This is a genomic window from Ideonella aquatica, from assembly GCF_018069755.1.
GTDB lineage: Bacteria > Pseudomonadota > Gammaproteobacteria > Burkholderiales > Burkholderiaceae_C > Ideonella > Ideonella aquatica.
This window is the reverse complement of record NZ_JAGQDE010000015.1, coordinates 13,586-38,722: the sequence shown is the minus strand read 5'-3', so window position 1 is coordinate 38,722 and position 25,137 is coordinate 13,586. Positions and strand designations below refer to the sequence as shown.

The following is a 25,137-nucleotide window of genomic DNA, read 5'->3' as shown; positions in this document are numbered from 1 at the left end:
AGGACACCGCGATGCAGCTGACGCTCTGGACCTATGAAGGACCGCCGCACGTGGGCGCGATGCGCGTGGCCACCGCGATGCGCGACGTCCACTACGTGCTGCACGCCCCGCAGGGCGACACCTACGCCGACCTGCTGTTCACCATGATCGAGCGCCGCGACCAGCGCCCGCCCGTCACCTACACCACCTTCCAGGCGCGCGACCTGGGCGGCGACACCGCCGAGCTGTTCAAGACCACGGTGCGCGATGCCGTGACGCGCCACCAGCCGGCCGCGCTGCTGGTGGGCGCCTCCTGCACCGCCGAGCTGATCCAGGACGACCCCGGTGGCCTGGCCGCCACGCTGCAGCTGCCGCTGCCGGTGATCCCGCTGGAGCTGCCCGCCTACCAGCGCAAGGAGAACTGGGGCGCCGCCGAGACCCTGTACCGCCTGGTGCGCGGCCTGGCCGGCCTGCCGCCCGCGCAGTACGTGCGCCCGCCGCGCCCGGCCGAGCGCGCGCCGCGCGCCAACATCCTGGGCCCGATGGCGCTGGGTTTTCGCCACCGTGACGACCTGCGCGAGGTGCGCGAGCTGCTGGCGCTGCTGGGTATCGAGGTGAACGTGGTGGCCCCGCTGGACGCCCACGCGGCCGATCTGGCGCGCATCCCCGAGGCCGACTTCAACGTCGTCATGTACCCCGAGCTGGCCGGCACGCTGGCCGACTGGCTGGCACGCCAGTGGCAGCAGCCGCGCACCCGCCAGGTGCCGATCGGCCTGGGCGCCACCGCCGACTTCATCACCGAGCTGGCCACGCTGGCCGGGGTCGATCCGGCACCGGCGCTGCAGCGCATCGATGCGCGCGCCCGCTGGTTCGCCCGCTCGGTCGACAGCACCTACCTCACCGGCAAGCGCGTCTTCATCTTTGGCGATGCCTGCCACGCGGTGGCCGCCGCCCGGGTGGCCGCGCGCGAGATCGGCTTCACCGTCGCCGGCCTGGGCACCTACAGCCGCGAGCAGGCGCGCGAGCTGCGTGAGGCGGCCGCGCTCTACGGCGTCGAGCCGCTGATCACCGACGACTACCTCGAGGTGGAACGCCACATCGCCGCGCTGCAGCCCGACCTGGTGCTGGGCACGCAGATGGAGCGCCACATCGCCAAGCGCCTGGGCCTGCCCTGCGCCGTGATCTCGGCGCCGGTGCATGTGCAGGACTTCCCCGCCCGCCACGCGCCGCAGATGGGCCTGGAAGGCGCCAACGTGATGTTCGACGCCTGGGTGCTGCCGCTGATGATGGGCCTGGAAGAGCACCTGCTGGCGATGTTCCGCGACGACTTCGAGTTCTCGCCGCAGGCCGCGCCGTCGCACCTGGGCGCGACCGCGCCCAGCTCTTCGAACTTGGGCGCCAGCGCCCCCGCGCCGCTGCCCGCTCCGGCACCGGCCTCCAACGAGCCCAGCTGGGCGGTCGAGGCCGAGCGCGAGTTGCACAAGATCCCCTTCTTCGTGCGCGGCAAGGCGCGCCGCAACACCGAGCGCTTCGCGCGCGACCGTGGCGTGGCCCTGATCACTGTCGAGACCCTCTACGATGCCAAGGCCCACTTCAGCGCCTGAGTCGCGCGCCACCGTGCCACTGCGCGTGGTGCTGGTGACCATGGACAGCCACATCGCCAGCGCTGCCGAGCGCGCCGCGCGTGAGCTGGCCCGCGCGCTGCCCGGCCTGACGCTGGCGGTGCATGCCGCATCGGAGTGGGCCGACAAGCCCGCCGCGCTGGCGCGCTGCCATGAAGACATCGCTCAGGGCGACATCGTCATCGTCACGATGCTGTTCATGGAAGACCACTTCCTGCCGGTGCTTGACGCACTGCGCGCGCGCCGCGATCACTGCGACGCGATGGTCTGCGCCATGTCGGCCGCCGAGGTGATGAAGCTCACCCGCATGGGCCGCCTGAGCATGGACGGCCAGGCCACCGGCATCACCGCGCTGCTCAAGAAACTGCGCCACCGCCTGTCGGGCAAGGGCGAGAGCGAAGGCTCCACCCAGCCCAGCGCCGGCGCCCAGCAGATGGCGATGCTGCGCCGCCTGCCGCAGATCCTGCGCTTCATCCCCGGCACCGCCCAGGACCTGCGCGCCTACTTCCTGGTGCTGCAGTACTGGCTGGCCGGCTCGCAGGACAACGTGGCCAGCCTGGTCAAGCTGCTGGTGCAGCGCTACGCCAGCGGCCCGCGCGAACACTTCCGCGCCCGCGCCAAGCCTGACGCGCCGGTGGAGTACCCCGAGGTCGGCGTCTACCACCCGCGCCTGTCGCCCACGCTGGCCGAGAGCGCTGCCGGTCTGCCGCGCCGCTCGGCCGGCCAGGGCACCGTGGGCCTGTTGCTGCTGCGCAGCTACCTGCTGGCCGGCAACACCGCCCACTACGACGGCGTGATCAAGGCCCTGGAAGCCCGCGGCCTGCGCGTGCTGCCGGCCTTCGCCACCGGGCTGGATGCGCGCCCGGCGGTGGAAAAGTACTTCTTCGCCGACGGCCAGCCCTGCGTCGACAGCGTGGTCTCGCTGACCGGCTTCTCGCTGGTGGGCGGGCCGGCCTACAACGACGCCCGCGCCGCCGAGGACCTGCTGGCCCGGCTGGATGTGCCCTACCTGTCGGTGATGCCGGTCGAGTTCCAGACGCTGGAGCAGTGGGGCGGCTCCGAGCGCGGCCTGCTGCCGGTCGAAGCCACGATGATGGTGGCGCTGCCTGAACTCGACGGCGCCACCGGCGCCATGGTCTACGGCGGCCGCAGCGACAGCGCCGGCCACGCCTGCAGCGGCTGCGCCCGCCAGTGCACCTTCCAGGCTGCCGCCGACGCGCACGACATGCAGACCTGCCCCGAGCGGGCCGACATGCTGGCCGCCCGCGTGGCCCGGCTGGTGGCGCTGCGCCGCAGCCAGCGCGCCCAGCGCCGCGTGGCCTGCGTGCTGTTCAACTTCCCGCCCAATGCCGGCAACACCGGCACCGCGGCCTTCCTGTCGGTCTTCGAGAGCCTGCACAACCTGCTGCTGTCGCTGCAGCAGCAGGGCTACACGGTGGAGGTGCCGCCCACGCCCGATGCGCTGCGCGAGCGCATCATCTTCGGCAACGCCGAACGCCTGGGCGCGTCGGCCAATGTGCATGTCCGCATTCCCACCGACGACCACGTGCGCCAACAGCCCTGGCTGGCCGAGATCGAAGCGCAGTGGGGCCCGGCGCCGGGTCGCATCCAGAGCGACGGCAGCAGCATCCAGGTGCTGGGCGAGCGCTTCGGCAATGTCTTCGTCGGCATCCAGCCCGGCATGGGCTACGAGGGCGACCCGATGCGCCTGCTCTTCGAGCACGGCTTCGCCCCCACCCACGCCTTCGCCGCCTTCTACCGCTGGCTGCGCGAGGACTTCCGCGCCGACGCGGTGCTGCACTTCGGCACCCATGGCGCGCTGGAGTTCATGCCCGGCAAGCAGGCCGGCCTGTCCGGCGCCTGCTGGCCCGACCGGCTGATCGGCGAGCTGCCCAACTTCTACCTCTACGCCTCGAACAACCCGTCCGAGGGCACGATCGCCAAGCGCCGCGCTGCGGCCACGCTGATCAGCTACCTGACCCCGCCGGTCTCGCAGGCCGGGCTGTACCGCGAGCTGGGCGACCTGAAGGCCTCGCTGCAGCGCTGGCGCACGCTGGACCCGTCGGCCGATGCCGAGCGCACCGCACTGGTGGCGCTGGTGCAGGCCCAGGCCCAGGCGCTGGAGATGGCCGCCGCGCAGCCCGACTGGGCCGAGCTGGACGCTGACGCCCAGGCCGCGCAGGCCGACCGCCTGTGGCGCCTGCTGCTGGAGACCGAGACCACGCTGATCCCCCACGGCCTGCATGTGGTGGGCCGCGCGCCGTCACCCAGCGAACGGCTGGACTTCCTGCAGGCGATGAGCGCCGCCTCGGCCGCCGGGGGTGGCCAAGCCGCGCTGCCGCGCGAGGTGCTGCAGGCCCTGGTCGACGGCCGCAGCCCCGCGCAGGCCCTGGCCGACGCCGGCCTGCCGGCCGACGATGCGCGCCGCGAGCGGCTGGAGGAACTGGCCCGCGCCGAGCGCCTGCTGGCCCAGGACCACGAGATCGGCGCGCTGCTGCACGCGCTGGACGGCGGCTATGTGCGCCCCGCGCCCGGCAGCGACGTGGTGCACGACCCCGCGGTGCTGCCCACCGGCCGCAACCTGCACGGCTTCGACCCCTTCCGCCTGCCCAGCGCCTTCGCGGTGATCGACGGCGCGCGCCAGGCCGAGCGCCTGCTGGCGCGCCACCAGGCCGACGGCCACCCGCTGCCCGAGACCGTGGCGCTGGTGCTGTGGGGCACCGACAACCTGAAGACCGAAGGCGCCCCGATCGCCCAGGCGCTGGCCCTGCTGGGCGCCAAGCCGCGCTTCGACGGCTACGGCCGCCTGGCCGGCGCCGAGCTGCGCCCGCTGGCCGAGCTGGGCCGCCCGCGCATTGACGTGGTGGTCACGCTCTCGGGCATCTTCCGCGACCTGCTGCCGCTGCAGATCAAGCTGCTGGCCGAGGCCGCCTTTCTGGCCGCCAGCGCCGACGAGCCGCCCGAGCTGAACTTCGTGCGGCGCCACGCACTGGCCTTCCAGCAGGCGAACGGCGGCTCACTGGAGGACGCTGCGCTGCGGGTGTTCGGCAATGCCGAGGGTGCCTATGGCGCCAACGTCAACATGCTGATCGACAACAGCCGCTGGGACGGCGAGGACGAGCTGGCCGAGACCTACACCCGCCGCAAGGGCTTCGCCTACGGCCGCAGCGGCCGCCCGGCCAAGCACCCGGCGTTGCTGGGCAGCGTGCTGGCCGATGTCTCGCTGGCCTACCAGAACCTCGACTCGGTCGAGCTGGGCGTCACCACCATCGACACCTACTTCGACACCCTGGGCGGCATCAGCCGCGCGGTGGCCCGTGCCAAGCGCGAGGCCGGCCGCGCCGAAGCGGGTGAGGCCACCGCACCGGTCTACATCGGCGACGCCACGCGCGGTGAGGGCACGGTGCGCACCCTCAACGAGCAAGTGATGCTCGAGACCCGCACCCGCATGCTCAACCCCAAGTGGTACGAGGGCCTGCTGGCTCACGGCTACGAGGGCGTGCGCCAGATCGAGACCGCGATCACCAACACCATGGGCTGGTCAGCCACCACCGGTCAGGTCGCGCCGTGGGTCTACCAGCAGCTCACCCGCACCTTCATGCTCGACGAGGCCATGCGCGACCGCCTGGCCACCCTGAATCCCCACGCGTCGGCCAAGGTGGCCCAGCGTCTGCTGGAGGCGCACTCGCGCCGCTACTGGACGCCCGACGCGGACATGCTGGCCGCCTTGCAGCGCGCCGGCGAAGAGCTGGAAGACCGGCTCGAAGGCATCTTCCCTGAAAGGGCCGCCGCATGAACGACATTTCCGTGCCCGTCCACCTGCTGCGCCGGGCCGCCGGCCGCGATGGCGAGGGCAGCGTGCAGGTCCACATGGACCCGCTGGCCGACCCCTCGCTGCAGATCGGCACCGCCAAGGTGTTCGCGGTCTACGGCAAGGGCGGCATCGGCAAGAGCACCACCAGCTCCAACCTCAGCGTGGCCTTCAGCAAGCTGGGCAAGCGGGTGCTGCAGATCGGCTGCGACCCCAAGCACGACTCCACCTTCACGCTGACCAAGAAGCTGATGCCCACCGTCATCGACGCGCTGGAGTCGGTGAACTTCCACGCCGAGGAGCTGCGCACCGAGGACTTCGTCTGGCAGGGCTACAACGGCGTGATGTGCGTCGAGGCCGGCGGGCCGCCGGCCGGCACCGGTTGCGGCGGCTACGTGGTGGGCCAGACCGTCAAGCTGCTGAAAGAGCACCACCTGCTCGACGACACCGACGTGGTGATCTTCGACGTGCTCGGCGACGTGGTCTGCGGTGGCTTTGCCGCGCCGCTGCAGCACGCCGACCGCGCGGTGATCGTCACCGCCAACGACTTCGACTCGATCTTCGCGATGAACCGCATCGTGCAGGCGATCGGCGCCAAGGCCAAGAACTACAAGGTGCGCCTGGGCGGCGTGGTGGCCAACCGCTCCAACGCCACCGACCAGATCGACCGCTTCAACGCCCAGGCCGGGCTGAAGACGCTGGCCTGCTTCCCCGATCTGGACGCGATCCGCCGCAGCCGCCTGAAGAAGGCCACGCTGTTCGAGATGGACGACAGCCCCGAGGTGCGCGCGGTGCAGGACGAGTACCTGAAGCTCGCCGCCCGCCTGTTCGCCGGGGGCGAGCCCTTCCAGGCGGTGCCGCTGAAGGACCGCGACCTCTTCGACCTGCTGGGCTACGACTGAGCACCATGGACATGCCCACCCGATTCCCCGTGGCCGAGCGGCCCGCCGCCTACGCCCACCGGCGCGGCCAGATCGAAACCTACTTCGACCGCACCGCGGTGCAGGCCTGGGCGCGGCTGACCTCGGACGCCCCCGTGGGCCGCATCCGCGCCACGGTGCGCGCCGGCCGCGGCCGCATGCGCGCGCGCCTGCTCGACTGGCTGCCGGCCGACCTGCGCGGCCAGCGCCTGCTGGACGCCGGCTGCGGCACCGGCGCGCTGGCGGTGGAGGCCGCGCGCCGCGGCGCCGAGGTGGTGGCGATCGACCTGTCACCCACGCTGATGGCGCTGGCGCAGGAGCGCCTGCCGGCCGACCTGGGCGAGGGCCGCATCCGCTTCCTGGCCGGCGACATGCTGGACCCGGCGCTGGGCCACTTCGACCATGTGGTGGCGATGGACTCGCTGATCCACTACGAGACCATCGATACCGTGCAGGCGCTGGCCGCGCTGGCTGAGCGCACGCGCGCCTCGATGCTGTTCACCTTCGCGCCGCGCACCCCCGCGCTGGCGGCGATGCATGCGGTGGGCCGCTGGTTCCCGCGCAGCGACCGCGCGCCGGCCATTGTGCCGGTGGCCGAGGCCGATCTGCACCAGCGCCTGCAGCAGCGGCTGGGCGGCCAGGGCTGGGCGCTGGCCGGCACCGAGCGCGTGGCCTCGGGCTTCTACACCTCGCAGGCCATGGCCTGGAGACGCGGATGAACGGCCGCGCGCAGCAAAAGATCCTGTCGCTGTGGCGCCAGGTCGGGCTGCGCTTTCTGCCTTTTGCCGATGCCGCCACGCCCGAGCTGCCGCTGGGGCGGCTGCTGCGCCTGTCGCTGTTTCAGGTCTCGGTGGGCCTGGCGCTGGCGCTGCTCAATGGCACGCTGAACCGGGTCATGATCGTCGAGCTGGCGGTGCCGGCCTGGCTGGTCTCGCTGATGGTGGCGCTGCCCATCGTCTTTGCACCGGTGCGGGCGCTGATCGGCCACCGCAGCGACCACCATGCCTCGGCGCTGGGCTGGCGCCGCGTGCCCTACATCTGGTTCGGCTCGCTGCTGCAGTTCGGCGGCCTGTCGATCATGCCTTTCGCGCTGCTGGTGCTGACCGGTGAGGGCACCGGTCCCGCCTGGGTGGGTCAGCTGGGCGCGGCGCTGGCCTTTTTGCTGGTGGGCGCCGGCCTGCACACCACACAGACCGCCGGCCTGGCGCTGGCCACGGATCTGGCCACCCCCGCGCAGCGCCCGCGCGTGGTGGCGCTGCTGTATGTGTCGCTGATGCTGGGCATCCTGGGCAGCGGCGTCGTGCTGGGCCTGCTGCTGCAGGACTTCAGCCCGCTGCGCCTGGTGCAGGTGGTGCAGGGCGCGGCACTGCTGACCATGCTGCTCAACGGCGTGGCCTTGTGGAAGCAGGAGGCCCGCCAGCCGCGCCGCAGCGCGGCCGATCGGCCCCACTTCCGCAGCGCCTGGGCCGCCTTTGCCGGCCGCGCGCCGGTGCGCCGCCTGCTGTGGGCGGTGGGCCTGGGCACCGCGGCCTTCAGCATGCAGGACATCCTGCTCGAACCCTATGGCGGCCAGGTGCTGCACCTGCCGGTGGCGGGTACCTCCTTGCTGAGCGCACTCACCGCGGCCGGCGCGCTGGTGGCCTTCGCGCTGGCCGCGCGCGCGCTGCAGCAAGGCCGCGACGCGGTGCGCCTGGCGGCTGGCGGCGCGCTGGTGGGCGTCTGGGCCTTTGCCGCGGTGGTGTTTGCCGAGCCGCTGGCGTCGGTCGCGCTGTATGCCGCAGGCGCCACGCTGATCGGCCTGGGCAGCGGCCTGTTCAGCGTGGCCATGCTCAGCGCGGTCATGGCCCTGGATGACAGCGGCGACGGCGCCGTGCCGCATGGCCTGGCGCTGGGCGCCTGGGGCGCGGTGCAGGCCACGGCGGCCGGCCTGGCGATTGCGCTGGGCGGTGCGTTGCGAGATGCCGTCTCGGCCCTGGCCGTGACCGGTTGGCTGGGGCCTGCGCTGAGCAGCCCCGGCGTTGGATTCAGCGTGGTCTATCACCTCGAGATCGCGCTGCTGTTCGCCACCCTGGTGGCATTGGGACCGCTGGTGCGACGCCCGCGGCCCGGGTCCGGGGCACCGGTGGGCCGTTTCGGCCTGGCCGAGTTCCCCGGCTGAAGGATCACTGAAGGAGCAAGCCCATGTCTCATCTTGGCGCCATCACCCACAACATCGACATCGCCCAGGTCGTGCTGTACATGTTCTGGATCTTCTTTGCCGGGTTGATCTACTACCTCCACCGCGAGAACAAGCGCGAGGGCTACCCGCTGGAGTCCGACGGCCGCGGCGGCCGCGTGGTCATCCAGGGCTTCCCGGCGGTGCCGGCGCCCAAGACCTTCCTGCTGCGCGACGGCAGCACCCGCCAGGCCCCCGGCCCGAACACCGCCCGCGAGCCGCTGACCGGCGGCGAGGCCACCTCGCGCGTGCCCGGCTCACCGATCGTGCCCATCGGTGACCCGATGCTCGCCGGTGTGGGCCCCGGCGCCTACGCCAACCGGCCCGACACGCCCGACCTGACCTGGGACGACCGCGGCCCGCGCCTGCAGCCGCTGCGCGTGGCCGCCGGCTTCGACATCGCCCACGGCGGCCCTGACCCGCGCGGCATGCCGGTGCTGGGCGCTGACGGCGCCCAGGGCGGCACCGTGGTGGACGCCTGGGTCGACCGCAGCGAGGTGCTGCTGCGCTACCTGGAAGTGGAAGTGGCCGGTGGCCGCCGCGTGCTGCTGCCGATGACGCTGGCCAAGGTGGGCGACCGCGCCGTCCGGGTGCAATCGATCCTGGGCCACCAGTTCGTGGGCGTGCCCGGCACCCGGCTGCCTGACCAGGTCACGCTGCTCGAGGAAGAGCGCATTGGTGCCTACTACGGTGCCGGCACGCTGTACGCCGAGCCCTCGCGTCAGGAGCCGCTGCTGTGAACCCCGGGCGCGCCCGCGAGCACCACAGCGAGCCGCAGCGCGGCCTGCCTGAGCGCCTGCCGGCGGGCGAGCGCCTGCTGTGGCAAGGCGCGCCGAACGCCCGTGTGCTGGCCCGGCGCGGCTTTCACCTGGGCGGCTTTGCGCTGTACTTCGGCGTGCTGCTGGTCTGGCGCATCGCCAACCTGTGGACCGATGGTGCCGGCGCCACGGCCCTGCTGATCGGCACGGCGCCACTGCTGGGCCTGGCCGCGCTGGCGCTGGGCTTCATCGCCGTGCTGGCCTGGCTGGTCGAGCGCAGCACGCTCTACACGCTGACCGACCGCCGCCTGGTGCTGCGCATCGGCATCGTGCTGACGGTGAGCTTCAACCTGCCGCTCACGCGCATCGAGGCCGCCGAGCTGCGCCGCCACCCGGATGGCAGCGGCGAGCTGGCGCTGCGCTTGCTGGGCGACGACCGCATCGGCGTGATGCACCTGTGGCCGCACTGCCGTCCCTGGCGCTTCGCCCGCGCCGAGCCCATGCTGCGTGCGCTGCCCGAGGTGGACCAGGTGTCCGCCTTGCTGGCCGCCGCGTTGAACGCCTCCCTGCAACCCGACCAGCGCGCCACCAGCGCCGCGCCCGTCACCACCGAACCCGCGACGCTGCCCGGCCACCTGCCGCACGCCGCCTGAGACTGTCATGAGCACCTCCGCCCCGCCCCTTGAGCACGACGACCATGTCGAGGTCCCCCGCGGCGCGCTGCGCGCCGTGGCCGCACTGATCCTGGCCACCCTGGTGGCCGTGGCCTGGGTGCAGCTCAGTGGCGGTGCGCCGTCCAGCGCCAGCGCCGCGCCGGTGGTGACCGAGCGCTGGCTGCAGTTCCGCGACCTGCCCAATGGCCAGGTCGAGGTGCTGGAGTCCGGCCGGCCGCTGGCCACGCTGTCGGCCGGTGCGCATGGCTTTCTGCGTGGCGCGCTGCGCGCGCTGGCCCGCGAGCGCCGCCTGTCCACCGCTGCCACCGTCACGCCCGCGCTGGCGCCGGCCAGCGGCCAGGCCTCACCCGCCTACCGGCTGCGGGCCCACGCCGACGGCCGCCTCAGCCTGGACGACCCGGCCACTGGTGTGCGCATCGACCTGGAGTCCTTCGGCCAGACCAACGCCGCCGACTTTGCCCAGCTGCTGCACCTGCCCGCGCTGGCGCCGTCGCGCTGAGCCCCTTCACCCCGCCTTCATCCGGAGCGCGTCATGGACATCGCCGATACCGCCCTCACCCCGCTGCAGAACCCCGACGACGCGATCGCCCGCGCCCGCCGCCAGACGCTGCTGACCCCGCGCTTCTACACCACCGACTTCAAGGCCTTTGACCGGCTGGACCTGTCCTCGGTGCAGGCCGAATGGGACGCGGTGATGGCCGAGTACGAGGGCGACAACAACCACGACCACTTCCAGCGCGACGAGGCTTTCGCGCAGGAGATCCGCGAGCTGCCGCCGGCGCTGCACCAGGAGTTCCTCGACTTCCTGGTCAGCTCGCTGACGTCAGAGTTCAGCGGCTGCGTGCTCTACAACGAGATCCGCCAGCAGATCGAGCACCCCGAGGTCAAGCAGCTGATGGCCTACATGGCGCGCGATGAATCGCGCCACGCAGGCTTTCTGAACAAGGCGCTGAAGGACTATGGCCTGGGCGTGGACCTGGGTGCCCTCAAGCGCACCAAGGCCTACACCTTCTTCAAGCCCAAGTACATCTTCTACGCGACCTACCTGTCGGAGAAGATCGGCTACGCGCGCTACATCACGATCTTCCGCCAGCTCGAGCGCCACCCCGAGCGCCGCTTCCACCCGATCTTCCGGTGGTTCGAACGCTGGTGCAACGACGAATTCCGCCACGGCGAGAGCTTCGCGCTGATCATGCGCGCCAACCCGGGCCTGCTGCAGGGCGGCAACCGCTGGTGGATCCGCTTCTTCCTGCTGGCGGTGTTCGCCACCATGTACGTGCGCGACCATACCCGCCCCGAGATGCACCAGGCCATGGGGCTGGATCCGTCGGCCTACGGCTTCGAGGTGTTTCGCATCACCAGCGAGATCTCGCGCCAGGTCTTCCCGCTGTCGCTGGACATCGACCACCCGGCCTTCCGCCGTGGCCTGGACGCCCTGTGCGCGTGGTCGCGCCGCATGGACGCCGCCAAGGCCCGCGGCGGCCTGATCGGCCGGCTGCAGCAGGCCTGGTGCGGTGCCGGCGCCGCGCTGTGCTTTGCCCGCCTGTACCTGCTGCCAGTGAAGAACCACGAACTGCCGGCGCAGGTGCACATCGCACCGGCCTACTGAGCGCCGGGCCCGCCTGTGACCGAGATCGCGCTGGCCGTCGGCTTCACGCTGTTCCTGTGGTGGTTCAGCACCGGCGTCATCATCTACCTGGACGGCCTGCCCCAGCGCACCTTCGTCACCACGATGCGCTGGACCACCGCCGTGCTGGTGGCCGCGCTGTGGGGCCTGGTGCACACGCGCGATGATGTCTCGGCCAGCGGTGCCTACTGCGCCTTCACCTGCGCGCTGCTGGTGTGGGCCTGGCAGGAGGTGGCCTTTCTGCTGGGCATGGTCACCGGCCCGCGCCGCGAGGCCTGCCCGCCGCAGGCCACCGGCTGGCGCCGCGCCCACCTGGCGCTGCAGACCGTGCTGTACCACGAGTTCGCGCTGGTGGTGCTGGCCCTGACCGTGCTGGCCTGCGTGGGCCCGGGCAGCAACCGCGTGGGCGTGTGGACCTATGCGCTGCTGTGGGCCATGCGCCAGAGCGCCAAGCTCAACATCTTCCTGGGCGTGCGCAACCTGGGCGAGTCGCTGCTGCCGCCCCACCTGGCCTACCTGTCCAGCTACTTTCGCCGCCGCGCGATGAACCCACTGTTCCCCTTCTCCGCCCTGCTCATCGGCGCCGCCACCGTGCTGGCCTGGGGCCCGCTGCTGGACAGCGGCATGCCCGCCACCGGCGAAGGCGCGGCCCGCGTGCTGCTGGGCACCCTGCTGGCCCTGGGTGTGCTGGAGCATGTGCTGCTGGTGCTGCCGCTGCCCTCCGATGCGCTGTGGCGCTGGGGGCTGAGTTCGCACCGGGCGAAGGCGGCTGTGGTGGTGAGAGGGGATGGCGGGTAGGGCTGCGGCGCGGACAGCTCCGGGCCCCTACCCTTGCAGAACGCCAACGGTGGATTCAGCCAAGGGCTGAGTGGACTGGGGCTGGCGGCGCTGTCGGGGGCGCCGAGGAGCGCAGACGCCCCGGGGCGCGCGCCGCAGGCGCGCTTTGTGAACTGACTTGGTCGACACTGTTTGACCGCAGCGAGCCGCAGGCGAGCGCAGGGAGTTTGGCGACCACCCCGGGGTGGCGAGCACCCGAGGGGAGTCGGCGCAGCCGACCGCCACCGTCTGCGACGACAGACTCAGGCCGCTCAGGCCTTGGCTGTGCGCCAACCTCTGCAGTCAGAGCCCTTGGCGGCACGGTTGATGTAGCGCGTTGGCCCGGCGGCTGTTCGCCTTAGGGCCTGTTCCGTACGGAACGACGGTCGCGCGGAGGACAGCAGTGGCGGGCCGTCGTCAAACGTCAGTGACACTGGTAGATGTACTGAGATGTGGACACTTTGCGCGCCGACCTTGCCCCACCTCAAGTCCGCTCCAACCCACCTCGCTACGCTCATCCTCACCCGCGTCCCCCGCGGCGGAGGCTCGTATGCGCATCGTCCTGATCCACCCCAACTACCACTCCGGCGGCGCCGAGATCGCCGGCAATTGGCCGCCGGCCTGGGTGGCCTACCTGGCGGGCTACCTGAAGCACGCCGGCTACACCGATCTGTGCTTCATTGATGCGATGACGCACCACCTGACGGATGAGCAGGTGCGTGAGCGGCTGCTGGCCTTGCAGCCTGACATCGTGGGCTGCACCGCGATCACGCCGGCCATCTACAAGGCCGAGGCGCTGCTGAAGATGGCCAAGGAGGCGCTGCCGCAGGCGGTCACGGTGCTGGGCGGCATCCATGGCACCTTCATGTACCCGCAGGTGCTGAAGGAGGCGCCGTGGATCGATGCCATCGTGCGCGGCGAGGGCGAGCAGGTCTTTTTGAACCTGGTGCGCGCGGTGGACGATGGCCGCTGGCGTTCAGAGGGACCTGGCGTGGTGCACGGCATTGCCTACCGGCAGGACGGCAAGGTGGTGGCCACGCCGGCCGAGCCGCCGATCCAGGACCTGGACCGCGTGGCCCCTGACTGGGGCGTGCTGGAGTGGAACAAGTACATCTACATCCCGATGGGTGTGCGGGTGGCGATTCCCAACTTCGCCCGCGGCTGCCCCTTCACCTGCAGCTTCTGCAGCCAGTGGAAGTTCTGGCGCGACTACCGCGTGCGCGACCCGATCAAGGTGGTCGACGAGATCGAGACCCTGGTGCGCGAGCACCAGGTGGGCTTCTTCATCCTGGCCGATGAGGAGCCCACGATCCACCGCAAGAAGTTCATTGCCTTCTGCGAGGAGCTGATCCGGCGCGACCTGGGGGTGCTGTGGGGCATCAACACCCGTGTCACCGACATCCTGCGCGACGAGGCCCTGCTGCCGCTGTTCCGGCGCGCCGGCCTGGTGCATGTGAGCCTGGGCACCGAGGCGGCGGCGCAGCTCAAGCTGGACCGCTTCCACAAGGAGACCACGGTCGCGCAGAACAAGAAGGCCATCGCGCTGCTGCGCGAGGCCGGCATCGTCACCGAGGCGCAGTTCATCGTCGGCCTCGAGAACGAAACCGCCGAGACGCTGGAGGAGACCTACCAGATGGCGCGCGACTGGAACCCCGACATGGCCAACTGGGCGATGTACACGCCCTGGCCGTTCTCGGACCTGTTCCAGGAGCTGGGCGACAAGGTCGAGGTGTTCGATTTCGAGAAGTACAACTTCGTCACGCCGATCATGAAGCCCGATGCGATGGACCGCGCCGAGCTGCTGGACCGGGTGATGCACAACTACCGCCGCTTTTTCATGAACAAGGCCTTTCTCCAGTACCCCTGGACCAAGGACCGCACGCGGCGGCGCTACCTGATGGGTTGCCTCAAGGCCTTTGCCAAGAGCGGCTTCCAGCGCAGCTTCTACGACCTGGGCCGGGTGGGCTACTGGGGCCCGCAGAGCAAGGGCAAGGTCGACTTCGGCTTTGCTGGCGAGCGGGTGCACGCGCGGCCCGATGCCGAGGCGATTGCCGCGGCCGACGAGGGCTGGGTGACGATGCACGGCCCGAAGATCGCCAAGCGTCGGCGCGAGGGCGAGGCGATTGCCGCCGAGGCGCTGGCCCGCATGACCGAGGCGGTGGACGGGCCGGCGGCCACGCCGTGAGCGCCGTCGCCGGCCGCATCGGCCCCAACGCCATCCTGCAGGTGATGGCGGTGCTGCGCGCCGGCCCCGGCGAGCGCGCCTGCCGCGCGGTGCTGGCCCAGGCCGGACTGGCCGCGTATGCCGATGCGCCGCCGCAAGGCATGGTGGACGAAGCGCAGGTGCAGGCGCTGCACCGCGTGCTGCGCGAGCAGGGCTCGGTGGCCGAGGCGCGGCGCATCGGCCGCGAGGCCGGGCGGGCCACGGGCGACTATCTGCTGGCCCACCGCATTCCGAGGCCCATGCGCTGGCTGCTGCCGCGCCTGCCGGCGGTGTGGGCGGCGCGCGTGCTGCTGGTGGCGATCCGCCGCCATGCCTGGACCTTCTGCGGCAGCGGTCAGTTCAGTGCCCGGGTGCTGCGGCCGGGCCGCGTGCAGCTGCGCCTGCAAGGCAGCGCCACCAGCCGTGGTGCGCACGCGGATGAGCCGCTGTGCGACTACTTTGCCGCCACCTTCGAGCGCCTGTTCCAGGCGCTGGTGTCGCCTTCGTCCAGCGTGCTGGAGGTGGCCTGCGCGGCGATGGGCGCCCCCGCCTGCGAGTTCGAGCTGGACTGGTGAGCGCCCAGCGCGCTCATCACCGCCGGCGGGCCCGGGTGCAGGCGCGGCGGAGCACGGGGTTGCTCGGGCAGCGCTGGCGTGTCCAGGCCGGCCGGTAGCCTGAAGCGCACCCGCTCGACCTCGCCGGGCAGCGCGCGCGGTGCCGAGGCGCCCAGCGCCACCAGCCGATCGCACAGTGCGTCCACCAAGGACGGCGGCGTGGACGCAGCGGCGGTGATGCCCACACGCTGCAGCCCGTCCAGCCAGGCGGGGTTCAGTTCGCCCACGTGTTCGATCAGCCAGGCGGGCACGCCGGCCTGCTCGGCCACTTCGCGCAGCCGGGCGGCGTTGGCGCTGTGGCGGGCGCCCACCACCAGCACCGCGTCGACCTGGCGCGCCAGCGCGCGCACCGCGAACTGGCGGTTCTGCGAGGCGTAGCAGATGTCCGAGGTATTGGGCCCCTGCAGATCAGGCCAGCGCTGGCGCAGCGTGTCGATCAGGCCAGCGGTGTCGTCGATCGACAGCGTGGTCTGCGTCACATAGGCGGCGCGGGTGTCGGCGGGCCAGTTCAGCGCGGCAATGTCGGCGGCGCTGCCCACCACCTCCAGGGGCTCGGCGGCCGCCACGCCGCGCGTGCCCTCCACCTCGTCGTGGCCGGCCTGGCCGATCAGGATCACGCGGCGGCCGTCGGCGCTGTACTGGCGCACCTGCTGGTGCACCTTGCTGACCAACGGGCAGGTGGCGTCGATCACGCGCAGGCCGCGCGCCTGGGCGGCGTCCAGCACGCTGTCGGCCACACCGTGGGCGCTGAACACCAGCACCTCGCCGCGCGGCACCTGGGCCACGTCGTTCACAAAGACCACGCCGCGGCCGCGCAGATCGTCCACCACCTGGCGGTTGTGGACGATCTCGTGGAACACGTGCAGCGGCGCACCGAAGCGCGCCAGCGCCCGCTCCACGCTGTCAATCGCTCGCTCCACGCCCGCGCAGAAGCCGCGCGGCTGGGCCAGCAGGATCTGCAGGGGCTGCGTGGCCATGGCGCTGTGAAGGCAGGTGAAGGGGGCGGGGTACGACGGGTGGCGTCAGTTGGGCGCGGCCACGGTGGTCGCCGCGGGCGGTGCGGCGGTGGCCGGGCTCATCGACACCACACCCAGCGCCGGATGGTCCTTCAGCATCGACTGGCCGGCCAGCGGCTTGTTGACACCCTGGTGGCAGGTGGCGCAGCTGATCTTGGCCACATCGCCGCCCGGGCCCTTGCGGTGGTCCGGGAAGACCGAGGTCAGCGGCAGCAGGTACTGGTTGTTCAACTCGCGCGCCATGCGGATGCCGTGGAAGGCCTGGGTGCGCGCCAGCGGGCTTTGCGCCCAGTCGGTGTGCGAGCGGGTGTTGTGGCAGTGGGTGCAGTTCACGCCCAGCGACTGGCTCATGTGGATCATCAGGCCGAAGCTGTTCTCGGTCTGGCGGATCGTCGTGGTGCTGCCCATGGGCAGGGCCTGCGGCGTGGCGGTGCGGATGGTCTCGGCGCCCACCAGGTAGCGCGACAGCACATTCACATCCAGTGACGTCAACCCGGCCTGCACCGACGGATGGTTCTGGCCATAGCCCAGCGCCGAGGCGCCGCCGGCGTGCTTGCCGCCGTCCTGGTTGAACCACACCTGCGCCGGCACCGGGTTGCCGCGGTGGCAGGTGTAGCAGGTCACCCCGGTCTGCTTGACGTGGCTTTGCCAGTCGGCATTGAGGTGGCGCGTCATCGACAGCATCTGCCGCGCCACGACCTTGGTGTAGAGCGTGTCGTCGGACAGCTCGGCGCCCTGGGCGTGGCAGTAGGCGCAGCCCTGCTGCGGCGACACCCAGTTGGTGATCGCCTGCATCGTGCGGACGAACTCGCCCACCGGCAGATCGCCCAGCACCTTGACGTTCTTGAAGGTGTCCTTGGCCAGCGGCGAGCCGGGCGGCGCCGGCACCGCGGCCAGCGGCTCGGGCACGGTCTGGGCGGCCAGCAGCGGCTCGGTCAGGCGCGGGTTGCTGACCTGGCCCATGGCGGTGCCGCGGTAGCCGGTCTGCGTGCTCTCCATCGGCGGGCGCTCGCAGCCTGCCAGCAGGGCGCAGAGGCTCAGGGCGGCGGCCAGCAGGCCGCGTTGAGGCATGTTCATGTGGGTTGCTCCTGCGGGATCAACGGGCCGCCGACGGCGTGGGGTGCGGGCGCATCAGCGGACATCGGTTCATTGCGGGGCCAGGGCCGGGTCCGGTGCGACCGGGTAGGCCGCCGGGTAGCTGGGCGCCACGCCGTGCTGGACCGCCCACAGGTACCAGTTGTCGACCACGGTGCCGGTCAGCAGGATGCCGATGCCGCCGCACAGCGGGCACAGCACCGCGAACCACCAGGCCCAGCGGTGGATGGACTCCATCGTCGCGTTGAAGCCCATGGTCCAGCGCCAGAACAGCGCGGCGCGCTCGCTGGCGGTGCCGCGGTCCAGGATCTGCTCGATCTCGCGCTCGCCGCCGAAGCGGGTGACCGCCAGGATCGTCGCCCCGTGCATCGCGAACAGCAGCGCCGAGCCGTACAGGAAGGCGATGCTGAGCATGTGGAAGGGGTTGTAGAACAGGTTGCCGTAGCGCAGCGAGAAGGCCGCCGTCCAGTCCAGGTGCGGGAAGATGCCGAAGGGCACCGCCTCGCTCCAGTGGCCCAGCATCACCGGGCGGATGAAGCCCAGCACCAGGTACAGCCAGATCGCCGCCGCAAAGGCCCACGCCACATGCGTGCCCAGGCCCAGCGCGCGCGCCCGGCGGTACATGCGCACCCACCACAGCAGGATGGCCATGGTCAGGCAAAAGCCCGCCATCAGCCACCAGCCGCCCTTCTCGAGCGGCGGGATGCTCAGACCGTACTCGGCCGCCGGCGGCTCCAGCGCCAGCCAGGGCAACTGGCGCACGAACTCGATCGGGTTCCAGTTGACCGAGGCCAGCATGTTCAGGCCGATGATCTCGAAGGCCGCGAAGCCCAGGATCAGCGCGACCACGCCCAGCCAGCCCAGGTAGATCGGGCCGATCTGCGCGTCGCCGAAGCGGCCCAGCAGATGCACATGCACCGGGGTGCCGGCGCGCTTGTCCTCGGCCAGCGCCACGCCCGGGTAGGCGGGCGCGTGGACCTGGACGCGGGTGAAGAGGTTCTGGTACTCGGCCATGGGGACTCCTGTTGTTGTCTAGGGGCCGTGGGTGGGGATGTTCAGCGCCAGACGGGCAGGCTCAGCCACCAGTTCCACCACTCGGGCCAGCCGCGGGTCCAGAACGGGCCGCTCAGCACGATGCAGATCGCGCTCCAGAAGGCCGCCGACAGCGCCAGGAACAGGCCCAGGCGGTGGATGCCCAGCGAGCCGATCGAGTAGCCGATGGTGTCGCGGAAGAAGGTGTTCTCGTGCTCGGGCGCCTTGACCGGCTCGCCCTTGCCCGGGTTGGTGGCCGACAGGATCAGCGAGCCGTGCAGCGCCAGCGCGAAGCAGGTGGCGAAGAAGAAGCTCACGCCCAGCATGTGCGCCGGGTTGTAGTGGAAGTGCAGGTACTGGTAGCCGGTGTTGGACACCCAGTCCAGGTGGCTCATGATCCCGTAGGGGAAGCCATGGCCCCAGGCGCCCAGCAGCATCGGGCGGATCACCACCAGCGTGAAGTAGGCAAAGATCGCGAAGCTGAAGGCCACCGGCACATGCAGGCCGATGCCCAGTTTTCGGCAGATCTCGACCTCGCGCAGCGCCCAGGAGACGAAGGCCCCGAGCGCGCAGATCGTGATCAACTGCCACAGCCCGCCTTCGGCCAGCGGCGCCAGGCGCAGGCCCCAGCTCAGGTCGGGCGGCGCAATGCTGATCTGCCACAGGTTCCAGGTCGGACCCAGGGCGGCGCCGTAGAGGATCAGCGCGGTGCCCAGCGTCGCGAAGAACGCAGTGGTGACGCCGAAGAAGCCCACGTAGAACGGACCGACCCAGAAGTCGAACAGGTCGCCTCCGATCAGGGTTCCTCCGCGGACGCGGTATTTGCGCTCGAAGCTGAGCATGGCCATGGCCGACTCCCATGCAGACGCAGCTCGTCAAAAAGGGGCTGCGCCGATCAGGTGTTGGGTCGGCATGCGGCCGGTCGCTTGCCCGTGGGCAGGCGGCAGGCTCGGATGCCGAGGGACGGTGAACAAGGGGGTCTCCGGCCCGGACCCTGCACCCGAAGGCGCAGGGTGGGTGCCGGGACTAGCCCTTGGGCGGTGCCTCGACCTGGACGGTCGCCGCCTTGGTTTTCTTGGCGCCGTCGAGCCAGTTGAACTTGTCGGTGCTCAGCAGGATGAAGTGAATGAGCAGCGCCAGTCCGAACAGGAAGGTGAACAGCGCGATCAGGACCCGTCGCGGGTCGAACAACAGCCACAATCTCCACATGTCTTGTCTCTCCAGTCAAGGGATGTTGGACAACAGGGTGTAGACCGCCGACCTGACGCCGCCGATCAGCGAGCGATGGTCCTCGGCACCGGTCAGCCAGCTGCGCCAGGGAATGAACAGCAGCTGGGCGATCACGGCGATCACCAGGAACATCGCAAAGCACACACAGAACACCAGGCGCGAGGACTCGGCGCCCCGGGTGTGGCCAAGGTCGGACTTCAGGGTGGAAGCGGTCATCTCTTGCTCCTCAGGAGCGTTGAAGGCGGGCCTGGCTCAGAGCCAGGGACGCCAGTTCCACACGAGGATGTGGGCGACGATCGCGATCGCAGTGAACGCGATGAAGCTGGTCACAAACATGCCGTGAAACTCGCGTGCTTCCTGCTCGGTCAGTCCGGACAGGGAGCCCTTACGGTCATCAGCCATAGTGGGGGTTCCTTTTCTCAATGGCCTTGCGGCCGATACCGCGGCTCCATCCCGCGCGGCAAGGGCGCCCGGTGGCAGGGCTGCCAGCCGGAACGTGGGGTCGGGGTGGCAGCGGCCTCATGCCGGCACTCCCGTGGTCAGGGTGTCTCGCACGCGCGCCATGCGCTCGGCGGTGACACGGTCTTCGCCGGCCTGCTGGGCCTCGTGCTCGGCACGGTCGCGCAGGCGCTTGGCGGCCGAGATCTGCACCAGCACCGGCTGCGCGCGCACCAGCTCGTCGAGCAGGCGCTGCGCCTCGTCGTCCCAGGCGCGCGGGCGCTCGGGCGCCAGACGGGCGGGCGTGGGCTCGACCGCATCCAGCGCCGAGGCCAGCGGCAGCACATGAAACAGCGCGTCGAAGAAGGCGTTGCAGACCTCCTGCAGCACATAGGTGGCGCCGGCATAGCCCATGAAGGGCGTGCCGGTGGCGCGGCGGATGATGGCGCCGGGGAACGAGGCAGGGATGTAGCTGGGCCGCGGACCATGGCCGCCGGCCAGCTCGGCCAGGTACATGCGCTCGTTGAAGGAGCCGAACATCACCAGCGGCGTGCGGCTGTGCGTGAGGCGGCGCACCTCGGCGTTGTCGGTCTTGGCGCCCGGCACGCGCGGCACCGCGAACTGGCAGGGCAGGCCCAGCTCCTCGCCCAGGTAGCGCTGCAGGCCGCGGGTGTAGGTGGCGCCGGCCACCACCGCGAAGCTGGCGGTGGCGAAGAAATCCTGCGTCACCGAGCGCCACAGGTCCCACACCGGCTTGAGCGTGGTGTGCTTTTCCTGCTCGATGAAGGGCTCGGGGTCCAGGCCCAGCATCTCGCCCAGCGTGCGCAGGAAGCGGGTGGTGCTGTGCACACCGATCGGCGCATGCAGCCAGGGCCGCTCCAGCTGCTCGCACAGCGCGGCGCCGAACTCGCGGTACAGGCAGACGTTGGCGTCGGCCTCGGCCAGGCGCGGCACGTCTTCCAGGTGGCTGCCCAGCGGGAAGCTGAGGTTCACCTCGGCGCCGATGCCCTCGACCAGGCGGCGGATCTCGGCCAGATCACTCGGGCCGTTGAAGACGCCGTAGCTCGGGCCGATCAGGTTGACCTTGGGGCGCTGGCCGGCGGGTCGCTCGGCCGCGGGCGTCGCGGCCCGGATGCGCTTGCTGCCGTACTGCGTCCACAGCCAGCTCATCGCGCGGTTGGCGCACTGCCACTGGTCTTCGTCGATCGTGCGTGGCAGGAAGCGCAGCAGGCCGGTGCCTTCGGGGGTGACGCCGCCGCCGATCATCTCGGCGATCGAGCCGGTCACCACCACCGCGGGCAGGTCGGGGTCCAGGGCGCGGTGGGCGCGGCGCATCGCGCCCTCGGTGCCTTCGCGGCCCAGTTGCTCTTCGGCCAGGCCGGTGACGACGATCGGCAGCTCGTGCGGTGGCAGCGCGTCGGTGTAGTGCAGCACGCTGGTGACCGGCAGGTTCTCGCAGCCCACCGGGCCGTCGATCACCACCTGCAGGCCCTTGATCGCGGTGAACACGTACACCGCGCCCCAGTAGCCGCCTGCCCGGTCATGGTCCAGCACCAGCATGGTCTACACCCCCACCGGCGCGTTCGCCGCCTGCTGGATCTTGATGACGCGGCGACGGAAGTCGGCGCGGAAGGCCGGCCGCTCCTGCGGCGCCTGCTGCCAGACGCCGCTGCGGTCGCCCTGGCCGACACCCGAGGCGCCGAAGAAATCGTCCATCGCCTCGAAGCGCGCGCGGTTGGCGATCGCGGCGTTGATCACCGTGGCCAGCGAGCCGGCACCGGCCGGGCCCATCAGCGGCCGCGCCGAGATCAGGTTGGTGAAGTACAGCGCTGGTGTGCGGGCCTGCTTGGCCGCCTGCACCAGCGGCGTGGTGCCGATCGCCAGGTCGGGCTTGAAGGCGCGCATCGCGGCCAGGTCCTGCTCCAGCGAGGCGCGGCACTGCACATGCACGCCGTGCGCGGCCAGCCAGGCGCGGTCCTCGGCGTTCCAGGGCGTGGCGGGGGCGGCGGTGCCGCAGTAGCGCAGGTCGGCGCCGCTCTCCACCAGCAGCCGGGCCACCAGCAGCTCCGAGCCTTCGTAGCCGCTGAGCGTCAGCCGGCCGCGGATCGGCTGCGCCGCCAGCGCGCCGCGCACCGCGGGCACGAAGCGGTTGCGGGCGGCGTCGATCATCGCCTGCGGCACGTTGGCGCTGCGCCCGATGGCCTGCAGCCAGGCGTCGGTGCCCTCGGCACCCACGGGCGCCGAGCCGACGATGGGCCGGCCAGCGGCCTGGAACTCGCGCACGCTGGCGGTGTAGAAGGGGTGGATCGCGGCCACCACGCTGGCGTCCAGCGCCGCGTACAGCTCGCGCCATTCGCGGGTGGGCACCACCGGGCCGGCGGCCAGGCCCAGCGGATCAAGCAGCGCGCCCAGCACCACCGGGTCGGCCGGGAACATCTCGCCCAGGAAGGCCACGCTGGGTCGCTCGGCGCGGCCGCCGCGCGGGGCCTGCACCGGGCCGGACTCGGCCTCGGCGCGGGCATAGCGCAGCATCGCGCCGGCCAGCACGTCCTTGGCCTCGGCATGGGTGGGCACGCCGAAGCCGGGCACGTCGATGCCGATCACGCGCACGCCGTCGATCTGCCGGGGCAGCAGCTGCAGCGGCACGCCGCTGGCGGTGGGCACGCACAGGTTGATCACCACCACCGCGTCGACCTTCTCGGGGTCAGCCAGGCCAAAGACCGCCTCGCGGATGTCCTCGAAGAGCTTGCCGGTGACCAGGGTCTCGCTGTTGAAGGGCACGTAGCCCACGCTGCGGCGCGCGCCGTAGAAGTGCGAGGTGAAGCTCAGGCCGTAGACGCAGCAGGCCGAGCCCGACAGCACGGTGGCCACGCGGCGCATGCGCAGGCCCACGCGCAGCGAGCCGAAGGCCGGGCACATGCTTTGCGGCTGGTCGTGCGGGCCCTGCGGGTAGTCGCGGGCGTAGCGCGCCAGCGTGTCGGCGGTGGACTCGGGCAGCTGCTGGGCCAGCGCCGCGACCTGTTCGGCCGAGGCGTGGCAGCCCAGCGCCTCGGGGGCGCCGTCGTGCAGGGGCAGGGTGGACACGGTCATCGCTGGCTCACTCGGGGTCGTAGACCACCTCCAGCGAGGGCTTGGCCACCACGGCGCGGCCCATCATGTCGGCGTCGGTGGCCGGCTGCAGCACCACGTCGCGGCCGACCGCGCTGCCCGAGAACAGCGCCAGCAGGCCGTCCTGGCTGAGCGGGCGGGGCTGCTGCGGCGGGGCCTCGGCCACGGCGTCGGCCAGCTGGCCGAACAGCGGACCCCAGGCGCCGTCGGGGCGGCCGATGATCTCGTAGGCGGCGCTCTTGCGGCGGATGTCCTCGTGCGCGGGAATGCTGGCCAGCACTGGGATGCCGGCCTGTGCGGCAAAGGCCTGGGCCTCGCCGGTGCCGTCGTCCTTGTTGACCACCAGGCCGGCCACGCCGACGTTGCCGCCGAGCTTGCGGAAGTACTCGACCGCCGAGCAGACGTTGTTGGCCACGTACAGGCTTTGCAGGTCGTTCGAGCCGACGACGATGACCTTCTGGCACAGGTCGCGGGCGATCGGCAGGCCGAAGCCGCCGCAGACCACGTCGCCCAGGAAGTCGAGCAGCACGTAGTCGAAGCCCCAGTCGTGGAAGCCGAGCTTCTCCAGCGTCTCGAAGCCGTGGATGATGCCGCGCCCGCCGCAGCCGCGGCCGACCTCGGGGCCGCCCAGCTCCATCGCGTAGACGCCGTCGCGCTTGAAGCAGACATCGCCGATCGCCACCGCCTCGCCAGCGGCCTTGCGGCGGCTGCTGGTCTCGATGATGGTGGGCGTGGCCTTGCCGCCGAACAGCAGGCTGGTGGTGTCGCTCTTGGGGTCGCAGCCGATCAGCAGCACGCGCCGGCCCTGCTGGGCCATCATGTAGCTGAGGTTGGCCAGCGTGAAGCTCTTGCCGATGCCGCCCTTGCCGTAGATCGCGATGATCTGCGTGCCCTGCTTGACCGGGCCGGTGGACGGGGCGTCGGGCTCGATCGCGGCCTCGGCGCGCAGCTGGAGATCTCGCAGCACCTGCACAGGCACCTCGGTGGGAGAGTTCATGCGCTGTGTCTCCAGTCCAGGATCATCTTCAGGCAGGCTGCGTCGCCAAAGGCGGTGCGGTAGGCCTGGTCGGCCTCGGTGGCCTCGCAGTGGTGGGTGACCAGGCCGTCGAGCGGCAGCACGCCGGACTCGATCAGCGCCTTCACCGCCAGCAGGTCGGGGCGCTGCCATTCGGCCGCCACGCGGATGCGCGCCTCGCGCATGAACGCGGGCGGGAAGGCGAAGGACACGCGGTCCGGGTAGAAGCCGGCCAGCACGATCTCGCCGCCGGGGGCCAGGCGCTGCATCAGCACGTCCAGCATCGCCGCATCACCGCTGACGTCGCAGACGCTCTTGTAGTCGCGCCGCGGGTCGTCATCCGGGTGCAGCACGGTGTAGCCGCGGGCGCCGTCCTGACGGCGGGCGTCGGTTTCCCAGACGACCGTGTTGGTGCAGCCGGCGGCCACGTTCAGGCGCGCCAGCAGGCGGCCCAGCACGCCGTGGCCGACGATCAGTTCGGGCGGCTCGGGGTGCTCGCAGTGGCCGCCGCGGGCCACCGCGTGGTAGGCGGTGGCGGCCAGGGCCATCAGCACGGCGTCTTCGCCCAGGGCCTCGTCCACGGCCACCACGCGGCGCGCCGGCACCACCAGGCGGCGCGCGGCGCCACCGAACAGGCCGCGCACCGGGCCGAAGCAGTTGGCACCGGGCACGAAGACGCGGTCACCGGGGCGGAAGGCGCTGTTGGCGGCAGCTTCGGCCACGCGGCCCACCGACTCATAGCCCGGCACCAGCGGATAGCCCATGCCGGGGAAGGGCGGCATGCGGCCGCTCCACAGCAGGCGCTCGGTGCCGGTGGAAATGCCGCTCCATTCCACCTCGACCAGCAGGTCGTCCTCGCCGCGCGGCGACAGGGCCAGGCGCTCGAGCTGCAGGTGCTCGGGCGAGGCGAGGACAACGGCCAAGGTGTCAGTAGAAATTGACATGTTGAGTGTCACTGTACGCT

The 25,137-nt window shown here is 71.4% G+C and carries 22 protein-coding genes and 1 pseudogene; 12 read left to right on the top strand and 11 right to left on the bottom strand.

Features of this window, described 5'->3' with window-relative positions; genetic code table 11:
• Positions 1-11: 11 nt before the first annotated feature.
• The 12 genes from bchB (at position 12) to bchJ (ending at position 15,200) form a co-directional block, all read left to right on the top strand.
• Positions 12-1,583, top strand: coding sequence for a ferredoxin:protochlorophyllide reductase (ATP-dependent) subunit B (bchB, locus tag KAK06_RS16310; protein WP_210803198.1), 1,572 nt, complete (start codon positions 12-14; stop codon positions 1,581-1,583).
• Positions 1,558-5,397, top strand: coding sequence for a magnesium chelatase subunit H (locus KAK06_RS16305; RefSeq protein ID WP_210803197.1), 3,840 nt, complete (start codon positions 1,558-1,560; stop codon positions 5,395-5,397). The genes bchB and KAK06_RS16305 overlap by 26 nt, the downstream gene beginning before the upstream one ends.
• Positions 5,394-6,314, top strand: coding sequence for a ferredoxin:protochlorophyllide reductase (ATP-dependent) iron-sulfur ATP-binding protein (bchL, locus tag KAK06_RS16300; protein WP_210803196.1), 921 nt, complete (start codon positions 5,394-5,396; stop codon positions 6,312-6,314). The genes KAK06_RS16305 and bchL overlap by 4 nt, the downstream gene beginning before the upstream one ends.
• Before the next feature lie 11 nt (positions 6,315-6,325).
• Positions 6,326-7,051, top strand: coding sequence for a magnesium protoporphyrin IX methyltransferase (bchM, locus tag KAK06_RS16295; protein WP_210803195.1), 726 nt, complete (start codon positions 6,326-6,328; stop codon positions 7,049-7,051).
• Positions 7,048-8,490, top strand: coding sequence for a BCD family MFS transporter (locus KAK06_RS16290; protein WP_210803194.1), 1,443 nt, complete (start codon positions 7,048-7,050; stop codon positions 8,488-8,490). Before bchM ends, KAK06_RS16290 begins: the two co-directional genes overlap by 4 nt.
• Before the next feature lie 23 nt (positions 8,491-8,513).
• Positions 8,514-9,287: a photosynthetic reaction center subunit H gene (gene puhA, locus KAK06_RS16285; RefSeq protein WP_210803193.1), complete on the top strand. Its 774-nt coding sequence runs from the start codon at positions 8,514-8,516 to the stop codon at positions 9,285-9,287.
• Entirely contained in the window at positions 9,284-9,958 is a 675-nt protein-coding gene (gene puhB, locus KAK06_RS24435; protein WP_210803192.1) for a photosynthetic complex putative assembly protein PuhB, read from the top strand. The genes puhA and puhB overlap by 4 nt, the downstream gene beginning before the upstream one ends.
• A gap of 7 nt (positions 9,959-9,965) precedes the next feature.
• Complete coding sequence (gene puhC, locus KAK06_RS16275; protein ID WP_210803191.1) at positions 9,966-10,478, top strand: photosynthetic complex assembly protein PuhC; 513 nt, start codon at positions 9,966-9,968, stop codon at positions 10,476-10,478.
• Between the two features lie 33 nt (positions 10,479-10,511).
• Entirely contained in the window at positions 10,512-11,588 is a 1,077-nt protein-coding gene (acsF, locus tag KAK06_RS16270; RefSeq protein ID WP_210803190.1) for a magnesium-protoporphyrin IX monomethyl ester (oxidative) cyclase, read from the top strand.
• A gap of 15 nt (positions 11,589-11,603) precedes the next feature.
• Positions 11,604-12,404 (top strand): putative photosynthetic complex assembly protein PuhE, encoded by an 801-nt coding sequence (puhE, locus tag KAK06_RS16265; protein WP_210803189.1) that lies wholly within the window; start codon positions 11,604-11,606, stop codon positions 12,402-12,404.
• Between the two features lie 568 nt (positions 12,405-12,972).
• Complete coding sequence (gene bchE, locus KAK06_RS16260; protein ID WP_210803188.1) at positions 12,973-14,607, top strand: magnesium-protoporphyrin IX monomethyl ester anaerobic oxidative cyclase; 1,635 nt, start codon at positions 12,973-12,975, stop codon at positions 14,605-14,607.
• Entirely contained in the window at positions 14,604-15,200 is a 597-nt protein-coding gene (gene bchJ, locus KAK06_RS24240; RefSeq protein WP_310741107.1) for a bacteriochlorophyll 4-vinyl reductase, read from the top strand. The genes bchE and bchJ overlap by 4 nt, the downstream gene beginning before the upstream one ends.
• 173 nt (positions 15,201-15,373) lie before the next feature.
• Here the strand turns inward: bchJ and ispH are convergent.
• From ispH to bchC, 11 genes and pseudogenes are all read right to left on the bottom strand, one after another.
• Positions 15,374-16,216 (bottom strand): annotated as a pseudogene (gene ispH / locus KAK06_RS16255) (4-hydroxy-3-methylbut-2-enyl diphosphate reductase); the annotation flags it as partial.
• A gap of 45 nt (positions 16,217-16,261) precedes the next feature.
• Positions 16,262-17,332, bottom strand: a complete 1,071-nt coding sequence (gene pufC, locus KAK06_RS16250) for a photosynthetic reaction center cytochrome PufC (RefSeq protein WP_210803186.1) — start codon at positions 17,330-17,332, stop codon at positions 16,262-16,264.
• A 69-nt stretch (positions 17,333-17,401) separates the two neighbouring features.
• Positions 17,402-18,364, bottom strand: a complete 963-nt coding sequence (pufM, locus tag KAK06_RS16245) for a photosynthetic reaction center subunit M (RefSeq protein WP_210803185.1) — start codon at positions 18,362-18,364, stop codon at positions 17,402-17,404.
• A 41-nt stretch (positions 18,365-18,405) separates the two neighbouring features.
• Positions 18,406-19,230: a photosynthetic reaction center subunit L gene (pufL, locus tag KAK06_RS16240; protein WP_210803184.1), complete on the bottom strand. Its 825-nt coding sequence runs from the start codon at positions 19,228-19,230 to the stop codon at positions 18,406-18,408.
• A gap of 178 nt (positions 19,231-19,408) precedes the next feature.
• Positions 19,409-19,591, bottom strand: coding sequence for a light-harvesting antenna LH1, alpha subunit (gene pufA / locus KAK06_RS16235; RefSeq protein ID WP_210803183.1), 183 nt, complete (start codon positions 19,589-19,591; stop codon positions 19,409-19,411).
• Between the two features lie 15 nt (positions 19,592-19,606).
• Positions 19,607-19,828, bottom strand: coding sequence for a hypothetical protein (locus KAK06_RS16230; protein ID WP_210803182.1), 222 nt, complete (start codon positions 19,826-19,828; stop codon positions 19,607-19,609).
• A 36-nt stretch (positions 19,829-19,864) separates the two neighbouring features.
• Positions 19,865-20,014, bottom strand: coding sequence for a light-harvesting antenna LH1, beta subunit (gene pufB / locus KAK06_RS16225; protein WP_210803181.1), 150 nt, complete (start codon positions 20,012-20,014; stop codon positions 19,865-19,867).
• A gap of 117 nt (positions 20,015-20,131) precedes the next feature.
• The gene (gene bchZ, locus KAK06_RS16220; RefSeq protein WP_210803180.1) at positions 20,132-21,610 is read right to left on the bottom strand and encodes a chlorophyllide a reductase subunit Z; all 1,479 of its coding nucleotides are present in this window, start codon (positions 21,608-21,610) and stop codon (positions 20,132-20,134) included.
• A gap of 3 nt (positions 21,611-21,613) precedes the next feature.
• Positions 21,614-23,140, bottom strand: coding sequence for a chlorophyllide a reductase subunit Y (gene bchY, locus KAK06_RS16215; protein ID WP_210803179.1), 1,527 nt, complete (start codon positions 23,138-23,140; stop codon positions 21,614-21,616).
• Between the two features lie 7 nt (positions 23,141-23,147).
• Positions 23,148-24,155: a chlorophyllide a reductase iron protein subunit X gene (locus tag KAK06_RS16210; protein WP_210803178.1), complete on the bottom strand. Its 1,008-nt coding sequence runs from the start codon at positions 24,153-24,155 to the stop codon at positions 23,148-23,150.
• Positions 24,152-25,096 carry a chlorophyll synthesis pathway protein BchC gene (gene bchC / locus KAK06_RS16205; RefSeq protein ID WP_247652924.1) on the bottom strand — a complete coding sequence of 315 codons (945 nt, stop codon included), beginning with the start codon at positions 25,094-25,096 and terminating at the stop codon, positions 24,152-24,154. Before bchC ends, KAK06_RS16210 begins: the two co-directional genes overlap by 4 nt.
• Positions 25,097-25,137: the final 41 nt, after the last annotated feature.